General features: G+C 47.7%; 15 protein-coding genes. 3 read left to right on the top strand and 12 right to left on the bottom strand.

Annotation, left to right across the window (positions count from 1 at the left end; all coding sequences use genetic code 11):
* Positions 1-9: 9 nt before the first annotated feature.
* Positions 10-1950 (bottom strand): acetate--CoA ligase, encoded by a 1941-nt coding sequence (gene acs, locus DET62_RS11145; RefSeq protein ID WP_110013945.1) that lies wholly within the window; start codon positions 1948-1950, stop codon positions 10-12.
* A gap of 185 nt (positions 1951-2135) precedes the next feature.
* Between acs and DET62_RS11140 the strand changes: the two genes are divergently transcribed.
* Entirely contained in the window at positions 2136-3329 is a 1194-nt protein-coding gene (locus DET62_RS11140) for a DcaP family trimeric outer membrane transporter (protein ID WP_110013944.1), read from the top strand.
* 59 nt (positions 3330-3388) lie between these two features.
* On the opposite strand, the gene DET62_RS11135 is transcribed toward DET62_RS11140, so the two are convergent.
* The 4 genes from DET62_RS11135 to xseA all read right to left on the bottom strand — a co-directional run bounded on the left by DET62_RS11135 (position 3389) and on the right by xseA (position 9782).
* Positions 3389-4900 carry an exopolyphosphatase gene (locus tag DET62_RS11135; protein ID WP_110013943.1) on the bottom strand — a complete coding sequence of 504 codons (1512 nt, stop codon included), beginning with the start codon at positions 4898-4900 and terminating at the stop codon, positions 3389-3391.
* The gene (ppk1, locus tag DET62_RS11130; RefSeq protein ID WP_110013942.1) at positions 4875-6965 is read right to left on the bottom strand and encodes a polyphosphate kinase 1; all 2091 of its coding nucleotides are present in this window, start codon (positions 6963-6965) and stop codon (positions 4875-4877) included. The genes DET62_RS11135 and ppk1 overlap by 26 nt, the downstream gene beginning before the upstream one ends.
* Positions 6966-7088: 123 nt before the next feature.
* Positions 7089-8396 carry an alkaline phosphatase gene (locus DET62_RS11125; protein ID WP_110013941.1) on the bottom strand — a complete coding sequence of 436 codons (1308 nt, stop codon included), beginning with the start codon at positions 8394-8396 and terminating at the stop codon, positions 7089-7091.
* 75 nt (positions 8397-8471) lie between these two features.
* The gene (gene xseA / locus DET62_RS11120) at positions 8472-9782 is read right to left on the bottom strand and encodes an exodeoxyribonuclease VII large subunit (protein WP_110013940.1); all 1311 of its coding nucleotides are present in this window, start codon (positions 9780-9782) and stop codon (positions 8472-8474) included.
* 151 nt (positions 9783-9933) lie between these two features.
* Here xseA and DET62_RS11115 point away from each other — a divergent pair, with 151 nt between their 5' ends.
* Together DET62_RS11115 and DET62_RS11110 are read left to right on the top strand one after the other, a co-directional pair.
* A complete protein-coding gene (locus DET62_RS11115) occupies positions 9934-10842 on the top strand; it encodes an alpha/beta fold hydrolase (RefSeq protein ID WP_110013939.1) in 909 nt (302 codons plus the stop codon).
* Positions 10839-12107: an O-acetylhomoserine aminocarboxypropyltransferase/cysteine synthase family protein gene (locus DET62_RS11110; RefSeq protein ID WP_110013938.1), complete on the top strand. Its 1269-nt coding sequence runs from the start codon at positions 10839-10841 to the stop codon at positions 12105-12107. The genes DET62_RS11115 and DET62_RS11110 overlap by 4 nt, the downstream gene beginning before the upstream one ends.
* A gap of 54 nt (positions 12108-12161) precedes the next feature.
* On the opposite strand, the gene DET62_RS11105 is transcribed toward DET62_RS11110, so the two are convergent.
* The 7 genes from DET62_RS11105 to gspI all read right to left on the bottom strand — a co-directional run bounded on the left by DET62_RS11105 (position 12162) and on the right by gspI (position 17584).
* A complete protein-coding gene (locus DET62_RS11105) occupies positions 12162-12980 on the bottom strand; it encodes a mechanosensitive ion channel domain-containing protein (protein ID WP_110013937.1) in 819 nt (272 codons plus the stop codon).
* Between the two features lie 80 nt (positions 12981-13060).
* On the bottom strand, positions 13061-13807 hold the full coding sequence (locus DET62_RS11100; RefSeq protein ID WP_110013936.1) for a type II secretion system protein N: 747 nt from the start codon (positions 13805-13807) through the stop codon (positions 13061-13063).
* Positions 13804-14322 carry a type II secretion system protein M gene (locus DET62_RS11095; RefSeq protein WP_110013935.1) on the bottom strand — a complete coding sequence of 173 codons (519 nt, stop codon included), beginning with the start codon at positions 14320-14322 and terminating at the stop codon, positions 13804-13806. The genes DET62_RS11100 and DET62_RS11095 overlap by 4 nt, the downstream gene beginning before the upstream one ends.
* Positions 14319-15539: a type II secretion system protein GspL gene (gspL, locus tag DET62_RS11090; protein WP_110013934.1), complete on the bottom strand. Its 1221-nt coding sequence runs from the start codon at positions 15537-15539 to the stop codon at positions 14319-14321. Before gspL ends, DET62_RS11095 begins: the two co-directional genes overlap by 4 nt.
* Positions 15540-15542: 3 nt before the next feature.
* Complete coding sequence (gene gspK / locus DET62_RS11085) at positions 15543-16529, bottom strand: type II secretion system minor pseudopilin GspK (protein WP_110013933.1); 987 nt, start codon at positions 16527-16529, stop codon at positions 15543-15545.
* A complete protein-coding gene (gene gspJ / locus DET62_RS11080) occupies positions 16519-17202 on the bottom strand; it encodes a type II secretion system minor pseudopilin GspJ (protein ID WP_011235248.1) in 684 nt (227 codons plus the stop codon). Before gspJ ends, gspK begins: the two co-directional genes overlap by 11 nt.
* Positions 17192-17584, bottom strand: coding sequence for a type II secretion system minor pseudopilin GspI (gene gspI / locus DET62_RS11075; protein ID WP_011235249.1), 393 nt, complete (start codon positions 17582-17584; stop codon positions 17192-17194). The genes gspJ and gspI overlap by 11 nt, the downstream gene beginning before the upstream one ends.
* Positions 17585-17586 lie beyond the last annotated feature (2 nt).

Here is a 17586-nt window from a genome sequence, read left to right as displayed (position 1 = left end):
TAAGTGACATTATTTATTCATTCGATTCTCTATCAAAGAATCTACCACACTTGGATCGGCAAGCGTAGAGGTGTCACCAAGGTTTTCGTACTCATTAGCGGCAATTTTACGCAGAATACGACGCATAATTTTACCGGAGCGGGTTTTTGGTAAGCCTGTAGTCCAGTGAATTAAGTCTGGAGTTGCAATTGGGCTAAGTTCAGAGCGAACCCAGTTGCGGACTTCTTTAGTCAGCTCATCAGTAACTTCAACACCTTCAACCGGAGTAACATAAACGTAAATACCCTGACCTTTTAAGTCGTGCGGATATCCGACTACAGCCGCTTCGGCTACCGCTTTATGCGAAACCAGAGCACTTTCAATTTCAGCGGTACCCAGACGGTGTCCTGATACGTTCAGTACATCGTCCATACGACCGGTTATCCAGTAATAACCATCGGCATCGCGGCGTGCGCCGTCGCCACTAAAGTACATACCTTTAAAAGTAGAGAAGTAGGTTTGCTCAAAGCGCTCATGGTCTCCCCATAATGTGCGCATTTGACCCGGCCAGGAGTCTTTAATAACCAGGCCACCTTCGGCTTCACCTTCCTGAATATTACCTTCGCTATCAACCAACGCGGGCTGAATACCAAAGAACGGACGAGTCGCAGATCCTGGTTTCAAGTCCGTGGCACCAGGCAATGGCGTAATCAAAATACCACCGTTTTCGGTCTGCCACCAGGTATCCATAATAGGGCATTTGCCGTTACCAATAGCACGGTGATACCACTCCCAGGCTTCCGGGTTAATTGGTTCACCAACACTGCCCAGAACCCGGAGACTTTCACGTGTCGAGGTTTTAGCCGCTTCGTCGCCTTTTGCCATTAATGCGCGAATAGCGGTTGGCGCCGTATAAAGAATGTTCACTTGGTGTTTATCGACAATTTCGCCAATACGACCCACGCCAGGGTAAGTCGGAACACCTTCAAACATCAGAGTGGTTGCGCCATTAGCCAATGGCCCGTAGACAATGTAAGAATGGCCTGTAATCCAGCCGACATCGGCCGCACACCAGTAGACCTCGTCTTCCTGATAGTCGAAAACATACTCGTGGGTCATTGAGGCGTACACCATATAACCACCAGTGGTATGCACAACCCCTTTAGGTTTGCCAGTTGAACCTGAAGTATAGAGAATGAAAAGCGGGTCTTCGGCGTTCATCACTTCTGCCTGACACTCGTCGCTGACGTTGCCAACCAGCTCGTGCCACCAAACATCACGGCCCTCAGTCCAGCCAACATCACCCTCTGTTACACGGCACACAATGCTGTGCTCGAGCGTTGGACAGGCATCGTCGGCTAAGGCTTTATCAACATTGGCTTTCAAACCAATGGTACCACCACCACGACGGCCTTCATCGGCGGTAATAATGGCTTTTGCCTGACAGTCGTTAATACGGTCAGCGATGGCATTAGGTGAAAAGCCACCAAAAATCACCGAGTGAACCGCACCAATGCGAGCGCAAGCCAACATGGCGTAAGCCGCTTCCGGTACCATGGGCATATAAATCGCGACGCGGTCACCTTTACCAATACCTAATTTTTTCAGGCCATTAGCAAAACGGGATACCTCTTTATGTAGCTCGCGATAAGTGATGTGTTTGTCTACACTAGGGTCGTCGCCTTCCCAGATAATCGCAGTTTTATCTGCTTTATTCGCAAGATGGCGGTCGACACAGTTATAACAAGCGTTTAAAGTGCCGTCTTCGTACCACTTGACGCTGACTTTTCCTGATTCGAAACTGGTATTTTTTACTTTGTTGTAGGGTGTGAACCAAGTAATACGCTGCCCGTGTTCACTCCAAAACCCTTCAGGATCGTCTATAGACTGTTGGTAAAGTTTTTTGTAACCGTCATTATCTATTTTGGCTTTTGCTTTAATGTGTTCAGGAACTGAATAGAGTTGCGACATTACCTCTTCCTCCTTAATTCGCAAGATGGTATCTGTTGTACGTTTTAAAGGGCTCAAACACTATTAGACCATAGTCTAGATTGATAAAAATTGACCAGTTAACGAGAATTAACAGCGTTTATACTTGGCATGACTAAAAAATGCACAATCAAAAAATGAATATTTGGCTTACAGGGGAGAACACCATGGCTAAAGCAAGTACCGCAAAAAAATTCACCTTAACAGCGGCAAGCGCTGCTGTTCTGGGTGTTATGAGCTTAGGCGCTCAGGCTGACCAGACAGATATCGATTTCGGCGGTTACGTAAAACTGGATATGTTGGTATCTGATTACGCTGATGGGCAAGCACCTGCAAGCGCAAACATTGGACGTCAACAGTACATCCCAAGTATCACGCCAGTTGGTGGTGAAGGCGATGACCTGACTACAGACTTTCATGCTCGCCAGTCACGTTTCTTCCTGACCAGCAAGACCCAATTAGACAACGGCGAAACTCTGACCGGCCATATTGAAATGGACTTTCAGTTAACTCCTGATGGCGACGAGCGTATTTCCAACTCATACAACCCACGTCTGCGTCAGGCATTCCTTAAATACGGCAAATGGACTTTTGGTCAAACCTGGTCAAACTTTCAGGATCTAAACGTTCTGGCTGAATCTGTCGATTTCATCGGTATCACCGACGGTATTATCTTCGTGCGCCAAGCCCAAATCCGTTACACGTCTGGTGGCTTTAGTTTTTCAATCGAAAACCCTGAAACAACAGTTACAGAAACCAGAACTGGCGGCGTAACAGCTCCGGGCGGGCGTATTGTTTCCAGCGATGGCTTTGTTCCGGATGTAACCTTTAAATACACCGGTAAAACAGACAACTTAACCTGGCAGGCATCAGCGCTTTTACGCCAGCTGGCTTACGATGTTCCACAAACCGGCGATGATGAAACAACCTTTGGTTATGGTGTCAGCCTTGGCGCTAAATACACCTTCGGCATGGACGACATTCGTGCGTCAATCACCACCGGTTCTGGCTTAGGCCGCTACTTAGGTCTTAACACCTGGAATGGCGCCTACATTGACAGCAATGGTGAACTTGAAGCCATTGATTCAACGGGTGTTTCGTTTGCTTACCGTCACTTCTGGACTGAAAAATTGCGTTCAAACGTAGTTTATTCTCGCGGTTGGGCAGATAACGACGGCGAACTGCTGGCACAAGCCGGAGATATGACCGAATACACACAACGTCTTGCATTTAACCTGATGTACTCACCAGCGTCTAACCTGACTTTTGGTGCTGAAATTTCACAAGCGAACCGTGAAACTGAAGCCAATGTCGACGGTGACTTAAACCGTTTACAGCTGATGGCTATGTATAAGTTTTAATCAATAAAATAAATACGGGCGCACAAAGAAATGTGTTTTACTTTGTGCGTCTGCTGTTTTCAACAAACTAGCAGTTCATAACCTAATTTATGGATAATTTTGGCCTCGGACTCAAGTTGCATAGTAAGTACTGAATCCCCTTTAGCTGAACCTTTCAGCTGCAGTTTCAACGCCCCGTCTTCAATAACAGCCTTATCCAATGAGCTCGAGTTTTGTCTATCGCTGTTTAAAATAACGCCCAGACGCATAATTATCAGCATTTTAATAAGCTGATTCTGGCTAAACAAAATTAAATCCGGAAATTCTGCGGTTTGTATTTTTTTACGAAAGTACCGAACAATGGTTGATAAGAACCGCTGTTCTTCGGCATTAAACCCGGGCATATAAGCGTGAGCTAAAATATAGCCAGAATGCTTTTGGACACCACTGGCACTAATGCTAAGTCCCACCTCGTGTAACTTAGCTGCACCCTCTAATAACACTTCCAAATCTTGTCCGGTGAGTCCCCAGCTTTCAGCTACGCTCCCCCAAATTTGCTGAACCGTAGATAACACCCGCTGAGCTTGAGCTGAATCAACCGAGTAGCGTTGCGCTAAACTGTTAATAGTGCGCTCACGTACGTCCTGGTGCAGCAAGACTTCACCTGCCAGTTCATACAACACGCCCTCTCTTAACGCGGAGTCGTGAGGAACCAGACGTTCAATTCCCAGTTCTTCGAAAATACCCAACAGCACCGCAACACCACCGGCAATAGACTCTCTGCGCTCGGGCGAAACCCATTCTTTATTCAGTTTTTTTAACGACTCAGCAGCAATAAGGTCTGTTCGGCACCCCTGAAGCTGGGAATAAGTTATGCCCAAAGGTTGTTCACCATCGCGTTTCACAATCCACTGATAAATAGCCTTAATGGTTCCCGACGTACCGAAAACACTTTCTACCTGGTGCTCCGCCAAATAGTTAGCTATTGGCTCAACATGCTGACGAGCGGATACAACCGCCTTATCAAAGCGTTTGGGGGTAATTTTCCCTGATGAAAAAAACTCTTTTGAAAAAGCCAGGCTTCCAATACTGCGGGAGCTTAAGAACTTCGGTTGGCGATTTTTTCCAATAGCGAATTCAGTACTGCCCCCGCCAATATCAATAACCAGCTGAGAGCCGGTAGATTCGGAGCTGGTTTCCGCTACGCCACGAAAAATTAACCGGGCTTCTTCCCTGCCTGAAATGATTTCGATAGGAAAAGGTAACACTTTGGCGGCTTCAGCCAGAAATCGCTTACGATTCTTAGCTTTTCGCAAGGTGTGTGTAGCCACAACTTTCACCGTATCGCGATGGAAACCTTCCAGCCGAACAGCGCATTGCCGAAGTGCTTCAACACCTCGGTAAAGCGCAGCATCACTCAGGTGCCGGTTAGAGAGGCCTTCTCCCAGTTGTACGGGTTGCTTAAATTTGAAAATAGGCTGAAGCTGGCCTTCCACTAAACGCGCAATAATTAAATGAAAGCTATTGGAGCCAATATCCAAAGCAGCAAATTGCTTCGGGTCATTATTAGAGGTCTTTTTGTTGGCTTTCATAATCTCTCTTACGTCGCTTAAGATATCGGTGAATAGCGACTTGTGAAGGCACCAGCGAACGGCCTTTAGGAGGAGCCAGTCGATCCGACTCAAAACAGTATTTGTTCCGTTGTTCCGCATCAATAAAGCGTGACTTGGCTTTATCCTGCCACTGCAAGTTCATAATTTTCAAAATATCAGTTTTCACCTCATCATCATAGATGGGTGCGGCAACTTCCACACGATGATCTAAGTTACGTGTCATTAAGTCGGCCGAAGCAATAAAGACTTCTTTCTTGCCGGCGTGCTCAAAAACGTACACCCGGGCATGCTCCAGATAGCGGTCAACAATACTACGAATTTCAATGTTCTCGCTGAGATTTTCGATTCCAGGGCGCAAAGAACACATGCCTCGCACTATGCCTCTAATTTTAACACCGGCACGCGACGCTCTATAAAGTTGCACAATCAGGCTTTCGTCTTCTAAGTTATTCACTTTAAAAAACAGTTCTGCGGGTTTACCGGCTTTGGCCTGATCAATCTCGAACTCGATAAGATCATTTATTCTTTGGCGCATATTTACCGGCGCCACCATTAAATGGCGGAACTTATGTGCCCGATAGGGTTGCTCAAGGTAGTGAAATACCGATTCAACATCGTTACAAATATCCGGCTGACAGGTAAATAAACTAAAATCGGTATAAATTTGTGCCGTTCCCTCGTGAAAGTTCCCGGTTCCAATTACCGCATAACGCCGGTCAAGGTTACCTTCATTGCGATGAATCAGCACCAGCTTTGAGTGCACTTTAAGCCCATGAATGCCAAAACTGACCCGGACACCTGAGTCGGTTAATTCCTTTGCCCATTCAATGTTGGCTTCTTCATCGAACCGAGCCTGAAGCTCAACCATAACGGTCACATGCTTACCGTTTTGCACAGCATCCATCAAGGAACGTATTACCCGTGAATTGGGCGCCACCCGATAAATACACATTGAGATTCGGGTCACTTTAGGGTCATAAGCAGCCTGCCGGACAAATTCCGTAAAATGCGAAAATCGATGGTACGGGTAATACAACGCTATATCGCTTTTCTGAATAGCATCAAACACATTATCAAAGTGCGAGAACTTTGGATGAAACAACGCAGGCAGAACTTTGTGCGTCAGTGATTTTTTGCCTAAGTGCGGGAACTTAGCGAAATCCCGTGTGTTACGATAACGGCCACCAGCGACAAAGGAATCGAACTGAGTTAGCTGCAGCTTTTCACTCAAAAAAGAGAGCATTTCTTCCGGCATTGCACGGTCATAAACTAAACGCACAGGATCAGCCTTCACCCTTTGCTTTAAGCCTTCTTCCATACGTTCAAGCAAGCTTTGTTCAATATCATCTGAAGGACGATATTCCGCGTCCCGGGTGGTTTTAAATGAAAAAGCCCGCAGTTGTTTGAATGGAATAATTCCCTTAAACAGCACTTCTAAATTTAACTGCATAATGTCGTCTAAAAAGAGGAGCTTATGTTTCTTACTGTGCCCCTTAGCAGGCAACTTAATAAAGCGATCCATCTGATCAGAAGGCACTTCCAGCAGCGCATACTGTTTGTCATCAGAGTTTATAATTTCAACACAAAGGTAGGTTTCATCTTCACGGATAATATTAGAAAGGTTCCCTTTACCATTGACCCATATAGGCACAATAAAACGCTGTACTTTTTCTGTGAAAAAGCGCTTCAGCCTTTGCTTTTCTTCCTCGTTCAACTGGTCAATACTTAGTAGCGAGATACCATTTTTTCTTAAGGTTGCTAATACTTCTTCCAGTACTTCATCAAAGCGTTTTTGCAGCAACACAACCTTTTTTTGCAACTGTGCCATTAGCTGCTCATACTGTTCTCGCTCTTCTGTCGCCTGACTAAAGAAAATGCGACGCTTTACGTCAGCCACACGCACCTGAAAAAACTCATCCATATTGCTGGAAAAAATTCCGAGAAAGCGAATTCGTTCAATTGCCGGAACCGTGCTGTCAGCAGCTTCTTGCAGCACCCGTTCATTAAAGGAAAGCCAGCTTAGTTCTTTATTAAAAAATTTCATAGCGTAGACATGGCAACAGATACATCATGCGACTAGCCTAGCGTACTCGGGCTGTATTTTTATGACAGTAATATGACAGTCGCGTTATAAAACGCGACTGTCGGGGAAACTTACAAGAAGAGGTTATTTGACGAGTTTTATTAGCTGCTTGCCAATGTCCGTATTATCCATATAGCCGCCGAAGTTTTCGCTATAAGGGCCGACAGCAAAGACCGGAACATCAACACCTGTATGCCCGCTGGTTGTCCAGCCGGTACCGGTAATATCGCCAGTTATATAGACCAGTGCCTGATGTAAAGCGTCTTGTTGTTCTTCACCCTCTGCTTCAGCGGCAATAGCAAGCTCATCAAGATACTCCTGAGTCAGCTCAAAGTTAACTTTGTCAGCTACATACTCCGCCCAGCTCTCTGTATCCATGGCAAGCATCTCTTTACTCATGAAAGCAATTGAATTTTCAATCGCCATCACACGATCAGAATACCAGGCGTAGTCACCATCACGCCCTAGAGTCAGGCCACCAGTTGAATGATCAGCCGTCATAACAATCAAGGTATTGGGATTCTTCTCGCGGTACTCACTCACCACCTTCAATGCGCGGTTTAGTCCATCCATTTCGTGTACGGCACAAGCGATGTCATTGGCATGACCACACCAGTCAATTTCGCTGCCTTCAATCATTAAAGCAAACGGCTGCTGCTTTTTATCCAATAAGCGCAAAGCGGTACGTGTCATATTGGCCAGCGCATCAACATCGCCGTCAATCGCGTGCGGCAAACCTTTTTCTGCAAAAAGTCCCATTACTGGCGTAGTGTCAACCGAGTTCAGCATTTGCATATCGGTTACTACCTGCATGCCGTGCTCCGGCAATACATCCAGCCAATTCTTGTCTTCACGGTTAAAATAGCTTTGTCCGCCACCTAACATCACGTCAAAAGACGGTTGACCTTCAACCACCTGAGTCGCAATTTTGTCGGCTATTTGATTATATTCATAGCGTGACGGGTGATGGGTGAAAAACGATGCCGGAGTTGCATGGTTAACTTGTGATGTAGACACCGAGCCGGTTGACCAGCCATTTTCGCGAGCCAGTTCCATAATGGTCTGTAATGGGTATTTATCAGAATCGACGGCAATAGCTCCGTTGTAGCTTTTAACGCCTGTCGCCAGAGCGGTTGCGCCAGCGGCTGAGTCGGTAACCCAGGTATTATCATCCGGATAGGTGGTTGCGGCGCCTTTCAGCATGGCATCAAACTCAGTTTTAGCAATCGTTTTGCTGTCTAAATCAGACATGGCATAACGGTACGCGCTAATATATTCAAACCCCATACCATCACCAATAATATAAATAATATTGGGTTTCTGTTCTTCTGCCTGCACCATTGTAGATGCCAAAGCCAGCCCAATGCCGGCTACCAATGCTTTGAGTTTCATACCACCACTCCTTTGTGAATAACCTAACCAGTATACCAAAGCGCGAATGTCAGGAATATGACAATAGCCGCAGAATCATTGCCGTTTAGCGGTAATATTCCCGTCAGCCAGACGAACTTCTATTGATTCACCCACAGCCACTTGCCTCTCGCTACGAACCACATCGCCGGTTTCTGTACGGACAATAGCGTAGCCCCTTTCCAGAGTATTCAAAGGGCTGACAAGGTTCAGAGACTGCATCAACTGTTGCTGCTGAGTTCGCTTGTCCTTTAAAACTCGTTGCATAACCTGCGGCAATCGTTGCTGCTGCGTCTGAAGTTTTTGCTGCAAACGCTGTAACTCTTTTTGCGGATGCATAGCCTGCAGGCGGCCGTGTAAATATGACACTTGCTGCTTTTCCCGCGCCAGGCGGTTCTGTAACGCCCGGTTAGCTCTGGCTTGCAGTTCATCGGCTAATTGCGACTGTTGTTGCAATTGTCTTTGCGGGTGCTGCTGTTGCAGCCGAGTTTGTAAAAATTGCCAACGCTGCTGTAAACGCTGCAACAATCTTTGCTGCGCCAGACCTAAGCGCTGTTGCAGTGCCTGCGCTTTTTGCTGTTGTTGTTGTTGATCTCTGGTAACTAACTCAGCGGCTGCGGAAGGTGTCGGAGCACGAACATCGGCAACAAAGTCGGCAATAGTGAAATCAATTTCATGTCCAACAGCGCTAATGGTTGGCATGGGCGCTGTTGCCAAAAGACGCGCAAAAGTCTCATCGTTGAAACACCATAAGTCTTCCAGTGAACCACCGCCACGGCTGACTAACAGGACATCCACTTCATTACGCTCAAATGCCGTTTTTAGCATAGCCTGCAACTGCGGAACGGCTGCCTCTCCCTGTACCGCGCTCGGATAAATAACCACTTCGACGCCGGGGTCCCGGCGTTTCATCACCGCCAGTATGTCTTTTATCGCAGCACCGGTGGGTGAGGTCAGCACGCCGACTTTGCGAATATGATCGGGTAGTAAGCGCTTACGTTCCGCCGCAAATAACCCTTCAGCGGACAGTTTCTCTTTTAGTTGCTCATAACGCTGCTGTAAAAGCCCCTGACCGGCGTCTTCAACCTGCTCAATAATCAGTTGGTAGTCGCCCCGCGGTTCGTAAACCGTGACTTTTGCGCGTACCAGTACCTGCATACCATTTTGCGGCCGAACCTTTGCACGCTGATTCGCATTGCGGAACATAGCGCAGCGAACCTGAGCCCGCTCGTCTTTTAAAGTGAAATACCAGTGTCCTGAACCCGGCGCGGCAAAATTTGAGATTTCTCCAACCAGGCTTATTTGACCAAAGCCTTGCTCTAACAGTTGTCGAATCTCAGTATTTAACTGGCTGACCGAATACACCATGGGCATCACTCTTATTTCGAAATGAAAGATAAATCATACCATATTCCGCTCGCACTCAAATACGCCTGCCCAATTTGGACGTCTAAATGTCTTGACGTCCTGATATCTATTTATTACAGTCAAAACCTCACTCAGAATATTGAGGTTAACTATGGTTCAGCCAGTTGCCCGCAGTTTTTACGCAGACACTCCTTTCGCGCGTCTTAAAGGTTATCGCTATGGCGATCCTGATAAACCGGTCGTTGTTGTTCAGGGCGGGATCAGTGCCAGTGGCCAAATCTGGAAAGCTGATGAAAGTGGCTGGTGGCAGTCGCTGCATCCGCTCTTTTCAGAGCTGACTGATGTGCAAGTCATCAGCTTCGATTACCCCGGCGGCATAGGAGGATCAGAGTGTCCGTCGGTGCCTTTAACGGTGCAGCAACACAGTGAAGCCATACGACACGCACTTAAACAGGAAACCGACAACCTACAAGCCTGGATCGGGGGGTCTTTCGGTGGCGTTCTGGGACTTCAGTATGCCGCTGACCACCCAACTGAGTTGCCGCGTTTAAGTGCTATTGGCGCCGCTCATAAGCCGTCAGTGCATTCAGCGTTACTGCGCTACTTTCAGCAAGCGCTCATTCAACGATGCGATGATAAACAGTCAGGCATTATTCTGGCGCGGGCGCTGGCCATGCTGAGTTATCGCACCGCCGAAGAATTCGAACAACGTTTTAATCATGCAGACGATGCCTTTGAGTACTTACTGCATCAGGGCGAAAAGCTGTTGAAACAAAATGGCAACGGCTGTCGCAGCTTATTTACGCACCTTACGCCAATACTCAACGATTACAGTATTGATCCAACCCGCGTGCAGGCAAAAGTGCAGCTAGTCGACTTTAACAACGACGCTATTGCCCCGCCCAGCCTGGTGAATGAACTGGAAAGCTTACTTCCCAACCCATTTGGCCGGGTCACTATTGAAACGCCGTTCGGCCACGACGGGTTTATCAAGAATGTTGAACAGTACCAATCGGCTTTAACGCATTTTTTAACTGAATCTGAACTGGAGTCCGTATGAAAGACGAAACATTGGCCATCCACCACGGCTATGAAACTGACCCAACGACTAAGTCAGTAGCTACTCCCATTTACCAAACCGTTTCCTACGAGTTTGATAACGCACAGCATGGCGCTGACCTGTTTGACCTGGCAGTTGAAGGGAATATTTATACCCGCATTATGAACCCGACCAACGATGTTCTGGAAAAACGTGTCGCAGAACTTGAACATGGTGTCGCCGCACTTGCCGTAGCCTCAGGCATGGCAGCCATTGAGTACGCATTAATTACGCTTGCCCGTCAGGGCGATAACATAGTGACGACACCACAACTCTACGGCGGAACCTACACACTATTCCAGCATATGTTGCCTTCATTTGGCATTGAAGTCCGTTTTGCCGAATCGGATAAAGCAGAAGACATAGGCAAACTTATAGACGATAAAACTAAGGCAGTATTCTGCGAGAGTATTGGCAACCCGGCGGGAAACATCGCCGATTTAGAAGGCTATGCTGAGGTCGCCCACCAGCATGGCGTTCCACTGGTCGTGGACAACACGGTTGCTACACCGATACTTTGCAAACCCATTGATTTTGGCGCTGACATTGTTGTGCATTCACTGACCAAATATATTGGGGGTCATGGCAATTCAGTTGGCGGCTTAATAGTCGATAGCGGACGGTTTGACTGGGTTAAGCAAAAACAACGCTTTCCTCAGTTTAGCTCACCGGAACCGGCTTATCACGGCGTAGTCTATACCGACGCTTTTGGTCCGGCGGCCTTCATAGCCCGCGTTCGCACTGTCGCCTTACGTAACACCGGTGCCTGCTTGTCCCCCTTTAATGCTTTCCTGTTATTGCAGGGGCTAGAGACTTTACCCTTGCGTATTGAGCGCCACTGCGACAACGCGCTGAAAGTGGTTGAATACTTACAGTCGCATCCAAACGTAGATTGGGTGAACTTTGCAGCGCTGCCAGAGCACACTAACTACGAGCGAGCGAAAAAGTATATTAAGAATGGAGTTCCCGCATCGCTGTTAACCTTTGGCGTTAAAGGCGGCTACGATGCGGGTGTTGCGTTTTACGATAAACTGAAGCTGTTTAAACGACTGGTCAATATTGGTGACGCAAAGTCGCTGGCCTGCCACCCGGCTTCAACAACTCACCGCCAGCTGTCTGCCGAAGAGCAGGCCTCTGTTGGCGTAAAACCAGAAGCCATTCGTTTATGTGTTGGCATTGAAAATGCGGAAGATATTATTGCCGATATCTTTCAGGCACTCGCTTAAGCGCCTACAAAAAAGGCCACTGTTGAAGTGGCCTTTTGTCAGAACAACAATAAGTTAATCGTCTTTTTTCAGGTGAACGTCCATTTGGGGAAAGGGAATACCAATGCCCTCTTCATCCAGACGGTCTTTAATACGCTCTAATAAATCCCAGCGGGTCGGCCAGTAGTCCTCGTTTTTCGTCCACGGGCGAACATTAAAGTCGACCGACGAATCGCCAAGGTTGGTCACCGTAACAACAGGTTCAGGATCTTTTAATACCCGCTCATCGCTGGTAATAACATCCATCAACGCCTTCTTCGTCTGCTGTAGATTCGCGCTGTAACTTACACCAATAACCAGGTCGATACGGCGCAGCTCTTCACGGTTATAGTTAACAATAGGACCACCGATAATCTCAGAGTTGGGCACAAAAACCACTTTACGGTCAGGGGTTTTCATAATGGTCTGAAAGATATTAATTTGCTCCACGGTTCCTGAAACACCGCCGGCATCAACGTATTCACCCGCGCGAATTGGGCGGAACATAATAAGCAGAACACCTGATGCAATATTAGACAGTGACCCCTGCAATGCCAGACCAATTGCCAGACCTGCGGCACCTAATATGGCAATGAAGGAAGTGGTTTCAACGCCCACATGCGACAGCGCCATCATGATAGCGGCAATGAATATCACCGTTTTTAAGATTGCACCGACAAAGCTGATAACGGCACCGTCAACTTCACGTTTCTTCATGCCTTTGGTCATCACACCTGTCACGGTGTTAGCAACAATCTTACCGACGACAAGTATCGCAATAGCGATGACAAATTTAATCGAGAAACCGATCAGCATGTCCTGATTATCGTTAATCCACTGGACGATGTTATCCATACAAATTCCTTATTCCGCAGAGACTTTAATTAGTGACTTATTATTACAGTAATCATAAACGTTTTTGCCCGCAAGTGGGATCACAAGCGAAATGAGTAACGTCCGCGCGAATCTGGTGTTCCCATGTACTCCATCATTTTAGCCAGCCCTTCCGGGGTTTCCAAATTCGGCTTAACCGTCCCTTCAGCACTGAAACTCTGGCTATTAATGCTGCCTTTAAAATCTAACCCCAGACTGTTGTTGCCATTCATGGCTAAGCCCACCGAGTTATTCTCGTTACAGCTAAGTTGTACCGGGAAGTCTCCCAACGACTGCCATTGATTATTCACCAACACCCGAATTTGCTCGCCTTGTGCCTTACCTTTTAACTCGTCACACCAACGTACCGGACCGGGCGCAGTAACGACAAAGCTGTCTAAGGACAAACGCCAGTTCCCTCCGGTTTTTAAAGGCAAGCGGGTATTTGCCAACTGCAGCAGAGCATTAACATCGCCACTGGCCGTTATATCTTTGGCGCCGACCTTGGTGGACCCCGCCAGCAGACGTCCATTCAGCGCAAACGGATTGTTCTTTGCCGGCAAATTGACATCCATCACCAGTTCACCCAGAAATACCGACGACACCTGCCAATTCCAGCTAAGGTTAGTCAGTACGATATCGTCAACTGCAACCTGCCCGGCAACACCATTCCACAAACTCCCGCTGACCTGAGAGAGCCTGATGTTATCCGGCAAAGGAAACCAGTAGATGACCCTTGCCGGTAACATCACCAACATGGCAACCAGATACACGACCACTAACCAGGGTATCCAGCGTTTTAAGTTCATGAAGCCTCACTTACTAATAGTTTACGTAAACGCACCTGTCCGGGCGTATTTAATTTCGCAATATCAACAGCTTTTAGTGATAACCCCTGGCGTTGCTCCAGTTCGGCTAAAAAGCTTAATAAATCAGAAAAAGCCACCTCATCAACACTTAACAGATACTCCTGCCCCTGAGGCTGCAAACGCGCGATTTGAATATCCTGCGCAGCTGCAGCACGGTTGATACGTTGACTGACAGAGCCTGATGCACTTTGTTGTTCAGAGCTGCTCTCTTCCAGTTTTTTATAGCGCGCTATTGCCTGCTGAACCCATTGGTATTGCTGCTGTTGAGCTGCAAGCTGACGCTCTGCATTGGCTACTGCCTGAGAGCTGGGCTGCCAAATGACAAAGTACAGAAAAGCAATAAACAGTACTCCTGCCAAAACAGCTAACAAGCTCTGCTCGCGCTGGTTAAACTGTTGCCAGCGTTGCTTGCCTAAGTCCAGATAAGGCGTTAAATGACCTGTAATTCTGTTCATGACTGCGCCCCCTGAGCATCGAGTTGCACGGTTAGAGACCCCGAAACTTGTTCACCACGGTTACTCATTGAGCCCGCTTCAACAGTTAACCCTTCGGCTTTCGCCGCCTGTTGAAAAGCCTCAAATTGAGAAAAGCTGCTGGCGGTTGCCTGTAAGCGCAACTCATTGTTCTGAAAACGAAGTAACTCAAGCTGCAGCTCAGGCTGCGACTTAAACGCAGGCGCCAGTTGCTGCAAAACCGCAAGCACCGAAGCTTCATCCGCACTACCCAGTCCAAGGCTTTCCAGTTGCCGTTGCAACTGTACTTTTAAATTCACAATACGAGTCTGGCCTGGAAAGGCGTCACGATAAAGTTGCTCAGCCTGCGCTTTTAAGGCGTCCCGCTGAGACTCCAGTTGCCAATAGCGTACGCCGTTTAACAACACGGCCAAAACAAAGAGTACACTCGCGGCAGTAGCCAGCCCCTTCCAGGGTAAATCAACTGAACGTTTTGCCCGTTGTGAGCGATAAGTTCCCTGCCTTAAGTTAATACAGTTCCCTGTCGCGATACTTTGCACGGCAATAGTAAAAGGCACCTCAATATCAGCAGGCGTTAAAGGCGCTGGCGATTGTGGCCAGTTGAGCGCGCCATAGTGAATAATTTCCGTTGGATTGTTCTGTTCAGCAGCAAAAGCTGGTGCTAACTGAGCAAACTGCTCTTTTTCTATGGTAAAGCCTTGCCACTCACCAGTTCTGACAATAACACTGTCGGCAAGCTCTATCGCCTGCCAGGTATCGTTCTGATGCGGCAACAAGAAGCAGTCGGGTACCCAGAAAGCCGAATCAATGCCGGCTTCGGCTAACACCTGCAACCAATAATTCATTCGTTCTTTAGCAACTACAGCAACTGGCAGCTCTGTGCCTTTGACATCCGGCCAGGCAAAATGCAGCTGCTCAATATCACTTGCCAGCTCTTCTTCCAGAGCATAAGGAATAATGCGCTGCAGATGCCTTTTTGTGCCTGCGGGCAAAGTTACTCTTGTCATCGAAACATCTTGCCCGGGCAAGGCCACAATGACTTCGCAACGGTTGGCTTTATCTTTTAACTGAACAAGCTCTGCTACCGAACTCAGCTCTCCACTGGCTATTAATTCTTGCTGCCCTTTATGCCAGACCAACCAGGGTATGGGTTCGTCGGTACCATAAGCCGGTAACCGCAGAATCAGTGTTTCATGCATAAACTAATCTCCCATCGCCCGGTACAGGGTTTGTACTCGACCTTCGTTTAAATGTAATACCGAGCGCGCTCTCATTTCTACCTCGCCCCACTGAATCATCGCAACCAGCTGAAAATACTCACTACTCACGGTCAGTTCCGGCAACTCACCTTCTAATTCCGACCTTACTCCCGAAAGCTCAGCCAACTCAGCGAGTTCCTCATCGGATTCGTAGCCTTGTGGTGGTCGGTTATTCAACAACGCCATAGCGTCAGCAAGTGCTAACTTACCTTCGGTAACCCCGGTTAAAACCGCAGCCTGATCCTGTTCCAGAGTATTAATATTAATTTTTAAGTCTGTCTCATTGGGAATAACGCAAGCAACAGAGTTTAAAGAATTGACAATTTTAGCGCTGTATCCACGCACCATTCTTAGTTCACTCATCTCAAGTAGTTGACTGTTTGCGGCCAAATAAGGCTTAGGTAGACTCTCGTAATCAGGGTCTTCGGCACCGTTACTGCCCGACAACTGACTGTCTTCATCCAGCCAGTCTACCAGACTGTCGGTTAAAATTTCGGCCTGATAGTTATCAATTTCCAGTGCTTCCAGCAGCGCTTTGTATTGTCGTTTGCGCTTTTCCAGAGTTCCGGGATCTTCTGCATCAGTAACCAGGCTATTAAGGTTAAAGCAGCTGTATAAATCCCTGACTTTTGCCGCAATCTGCCCTCCCTCTACCGGAAAAGGTCCACTACGCTGAGCCCAGTTTTGCTCTTTGTGCGCAACCCCGTCGTTTTCTTCCAGCTCAGTTTGCAGCACTTCTTTTAAAACATCCTCTGCGCTTAACCACATCCAGTAGCTTTGTTCAGCCTGCTGCAAGTTGCCCATACGGGTTATTTGCAACTGCAGTTTTCCGCCTAAATTCACTGCAATAACCGACACAATAGCAATAACCAGCAAAACCGTTATCAGTGCCGCTCCGGCTTGTGATGACTTACGCGGGCTAATTGGCACGTTGCAGCCCTCCGCTATTACTTTCCACTTGCTGTCCTACTGCGGCTATCAAAAACACGCGTCTGATGGTGCCAAAGTTTTTGCTACGAATGGTCACTTCAACGGCTTGAGGCAAATCACCTGCGCTTTCCCAGTTGTCGCTCCAGCCTTGTTCTAGTCCCTGATTCGCGTTACTCACGCCATCACTGCGGTAAAACCGAAAAGACAGTTCTTCAACGCCTTCTAATAAGGTCTGAACGGATGGCTCTGAGGAGCGATCGTTAACGAAAGTCTCGGTTACTCGCTGTAAATTCCCATCCCATAAACGGTAAACTACCGGCTGCAATTCGCTACGGGGCATCATATTACCGGGGTTATCAAAACCACTTCTGACAAAGGCCAGCACACCGCCGTCAGAATCGAAGTAACTCGGATCATTACTCAGGTATTGATGGGTAACCTCGACACCAGATGGCCGCGTTGGTTTAGCGACCATTTGCCGAATATCCTGCTGTATCAGCAACTGGCTAAACTGCAAACGTTCCAGTTGTTCGCGCTGTTTTTGAGATTGCTCTTCGGTATTGACCATTTGGTTCAGAACCTGAAAGCTGGCAATACCGATAATGGCAAATATCACCATGGTCACCAGCACTTCTACTAAGGTAAAACCCTTGTTTGCGGAGTTAACGACCATTGCTCGTTCCTCCCGCTGAATCCGGTTTACGCACATAGCGGGTTAGCCGAAAGTGCTCACGACCGTCCTCGTTTTTCATCACTTTCACCGTCACTGCAACAACATTCGGCGTGACGGTTTCAGTCACTTGTTGCTGCCAGTACCAGGTAACATCGGCCTGTTCCTGCTGGCCGCTCCGTTTATCTTCAAGTGGCCACTTTTGTTCAAGCGACAATTCTGCGAGGCGGTTAGAAGCTACGTACTGAGCAAAGGTTTTATCCTGTAAAGCACTTAACCCGGTTAGATGCCCACTAGCGGCCTGTAGTGCAGCAAGTGCCGCCAGACTGAACACCGACAAGGCAACCATCACTTCAATTAAGGTAAAGCCACGCACCCACCGCATAG

The organism is Idiomarina sp. H2, from assembly GCF_004364275.1.
GTDB classification, from domain to species: Bacteria; Pseudomonadota; Gammaproteobacteria; order Enterobacterales; family Alteromonadaceae; genus Idiomarina; species Idiomarina loihiensis.
The sequence above is the reverse complement of the archived record's forward strand: the minus strand, read 5'-3'. Positions and strand labels throughout refer to the sequence as shown.

Coding starts and splice junctions, on each gene's coding strand:
- gspL (WP_110013934.1), bottom strand. CDS start 15,539: ATGCATGAAACACTGATTCTGCGGTTACCGGCTTATGGTACCGACGAA.
- acs (WP_110013945.1), bottom strand. CDS start 1,950: ATGTCGCAACTCTATTCAGTTCCTGAACACATTAAAGCAAAAGCCAAA.
- DET62_RS11105 (WP_110013937.1), bottom strand. CDS start 12,980: ATGGATAACATCGTCCAGTGGATTAACGATAATCAGGACATGCTGATC.
- DET62_RS11110 (WP_110013938.1), top strand. CDS start 10,839: ATGAAAGACGAAACATTGGCCATCCACCACGGCTATGAAACTGACCCA.
- DET62_RS11125 (WP_110013941.1), bottom strand. CDS start 8,396: ATGAAACTCAAAGCATTGGTAGCCGGCATTGGGCTGGCTTTGGCATCT.
- gspI (WP_011235249.1), bottom strand. CDS start 17,584: ATGCGGTGGGTGCGTGGCTTTACCTTAATTGAAGTGATGGTTGCCTTG.
- DET62_RS11100 (WP_110013936.1), bottom strand. CDS start 13,807: ATGAACTTAAAACGCTGGATACCCTGGTTAGTGGTCGTGTATCTGGTT.
- xseA (WP_110013940.1), bottom strand. CDS start 9,782: ATGGTGTATTCGGTCAGCCAGTTAAATACTGAGATTCGACAACTGTTA.
- DET62_RS11095 (WP_110013935.1), bottom strand. CDS start 14,322: ATGAACAGAATTACAGGTCATTTAACGCCTTATCTGGACTTAGGCAAG.
- gspJ (WP_011235248.1), bottom strand. CDS start 17,202: ATGGTCGTTAACTCCGCAAACAAGGGTTTTACCTTAGTAGAAGTGCTG.
- DET62_RS11140 (WP_110013944.1), top strand. CDS start 2,136: ATGGCTAAAGCAAGTACCGCAAAAAAATTCACCTTAACAGCGGCAAGC.
- DET62_RS11115 (WP_110013939.1), top strand. CDS start 9,934: ATGGTTCAGCCAGTTGCCCGCAGTTTTTACGCAGACACTCCTTTCGCG.
- ppk1 (WP_110013942.1), bottom strand. CDS start 6,965: ATGAAATTTTTTAATAAAGAACTAAGCTGGCTTTCCTTTAATGAACGG.
- DET62_RS11135 (WP_110013943.1), bottom strand. CDS start 4,900: ATGAAAGCCAACAAAAAGACCTCTAATAATGACCCGAAGCAATTTGCT.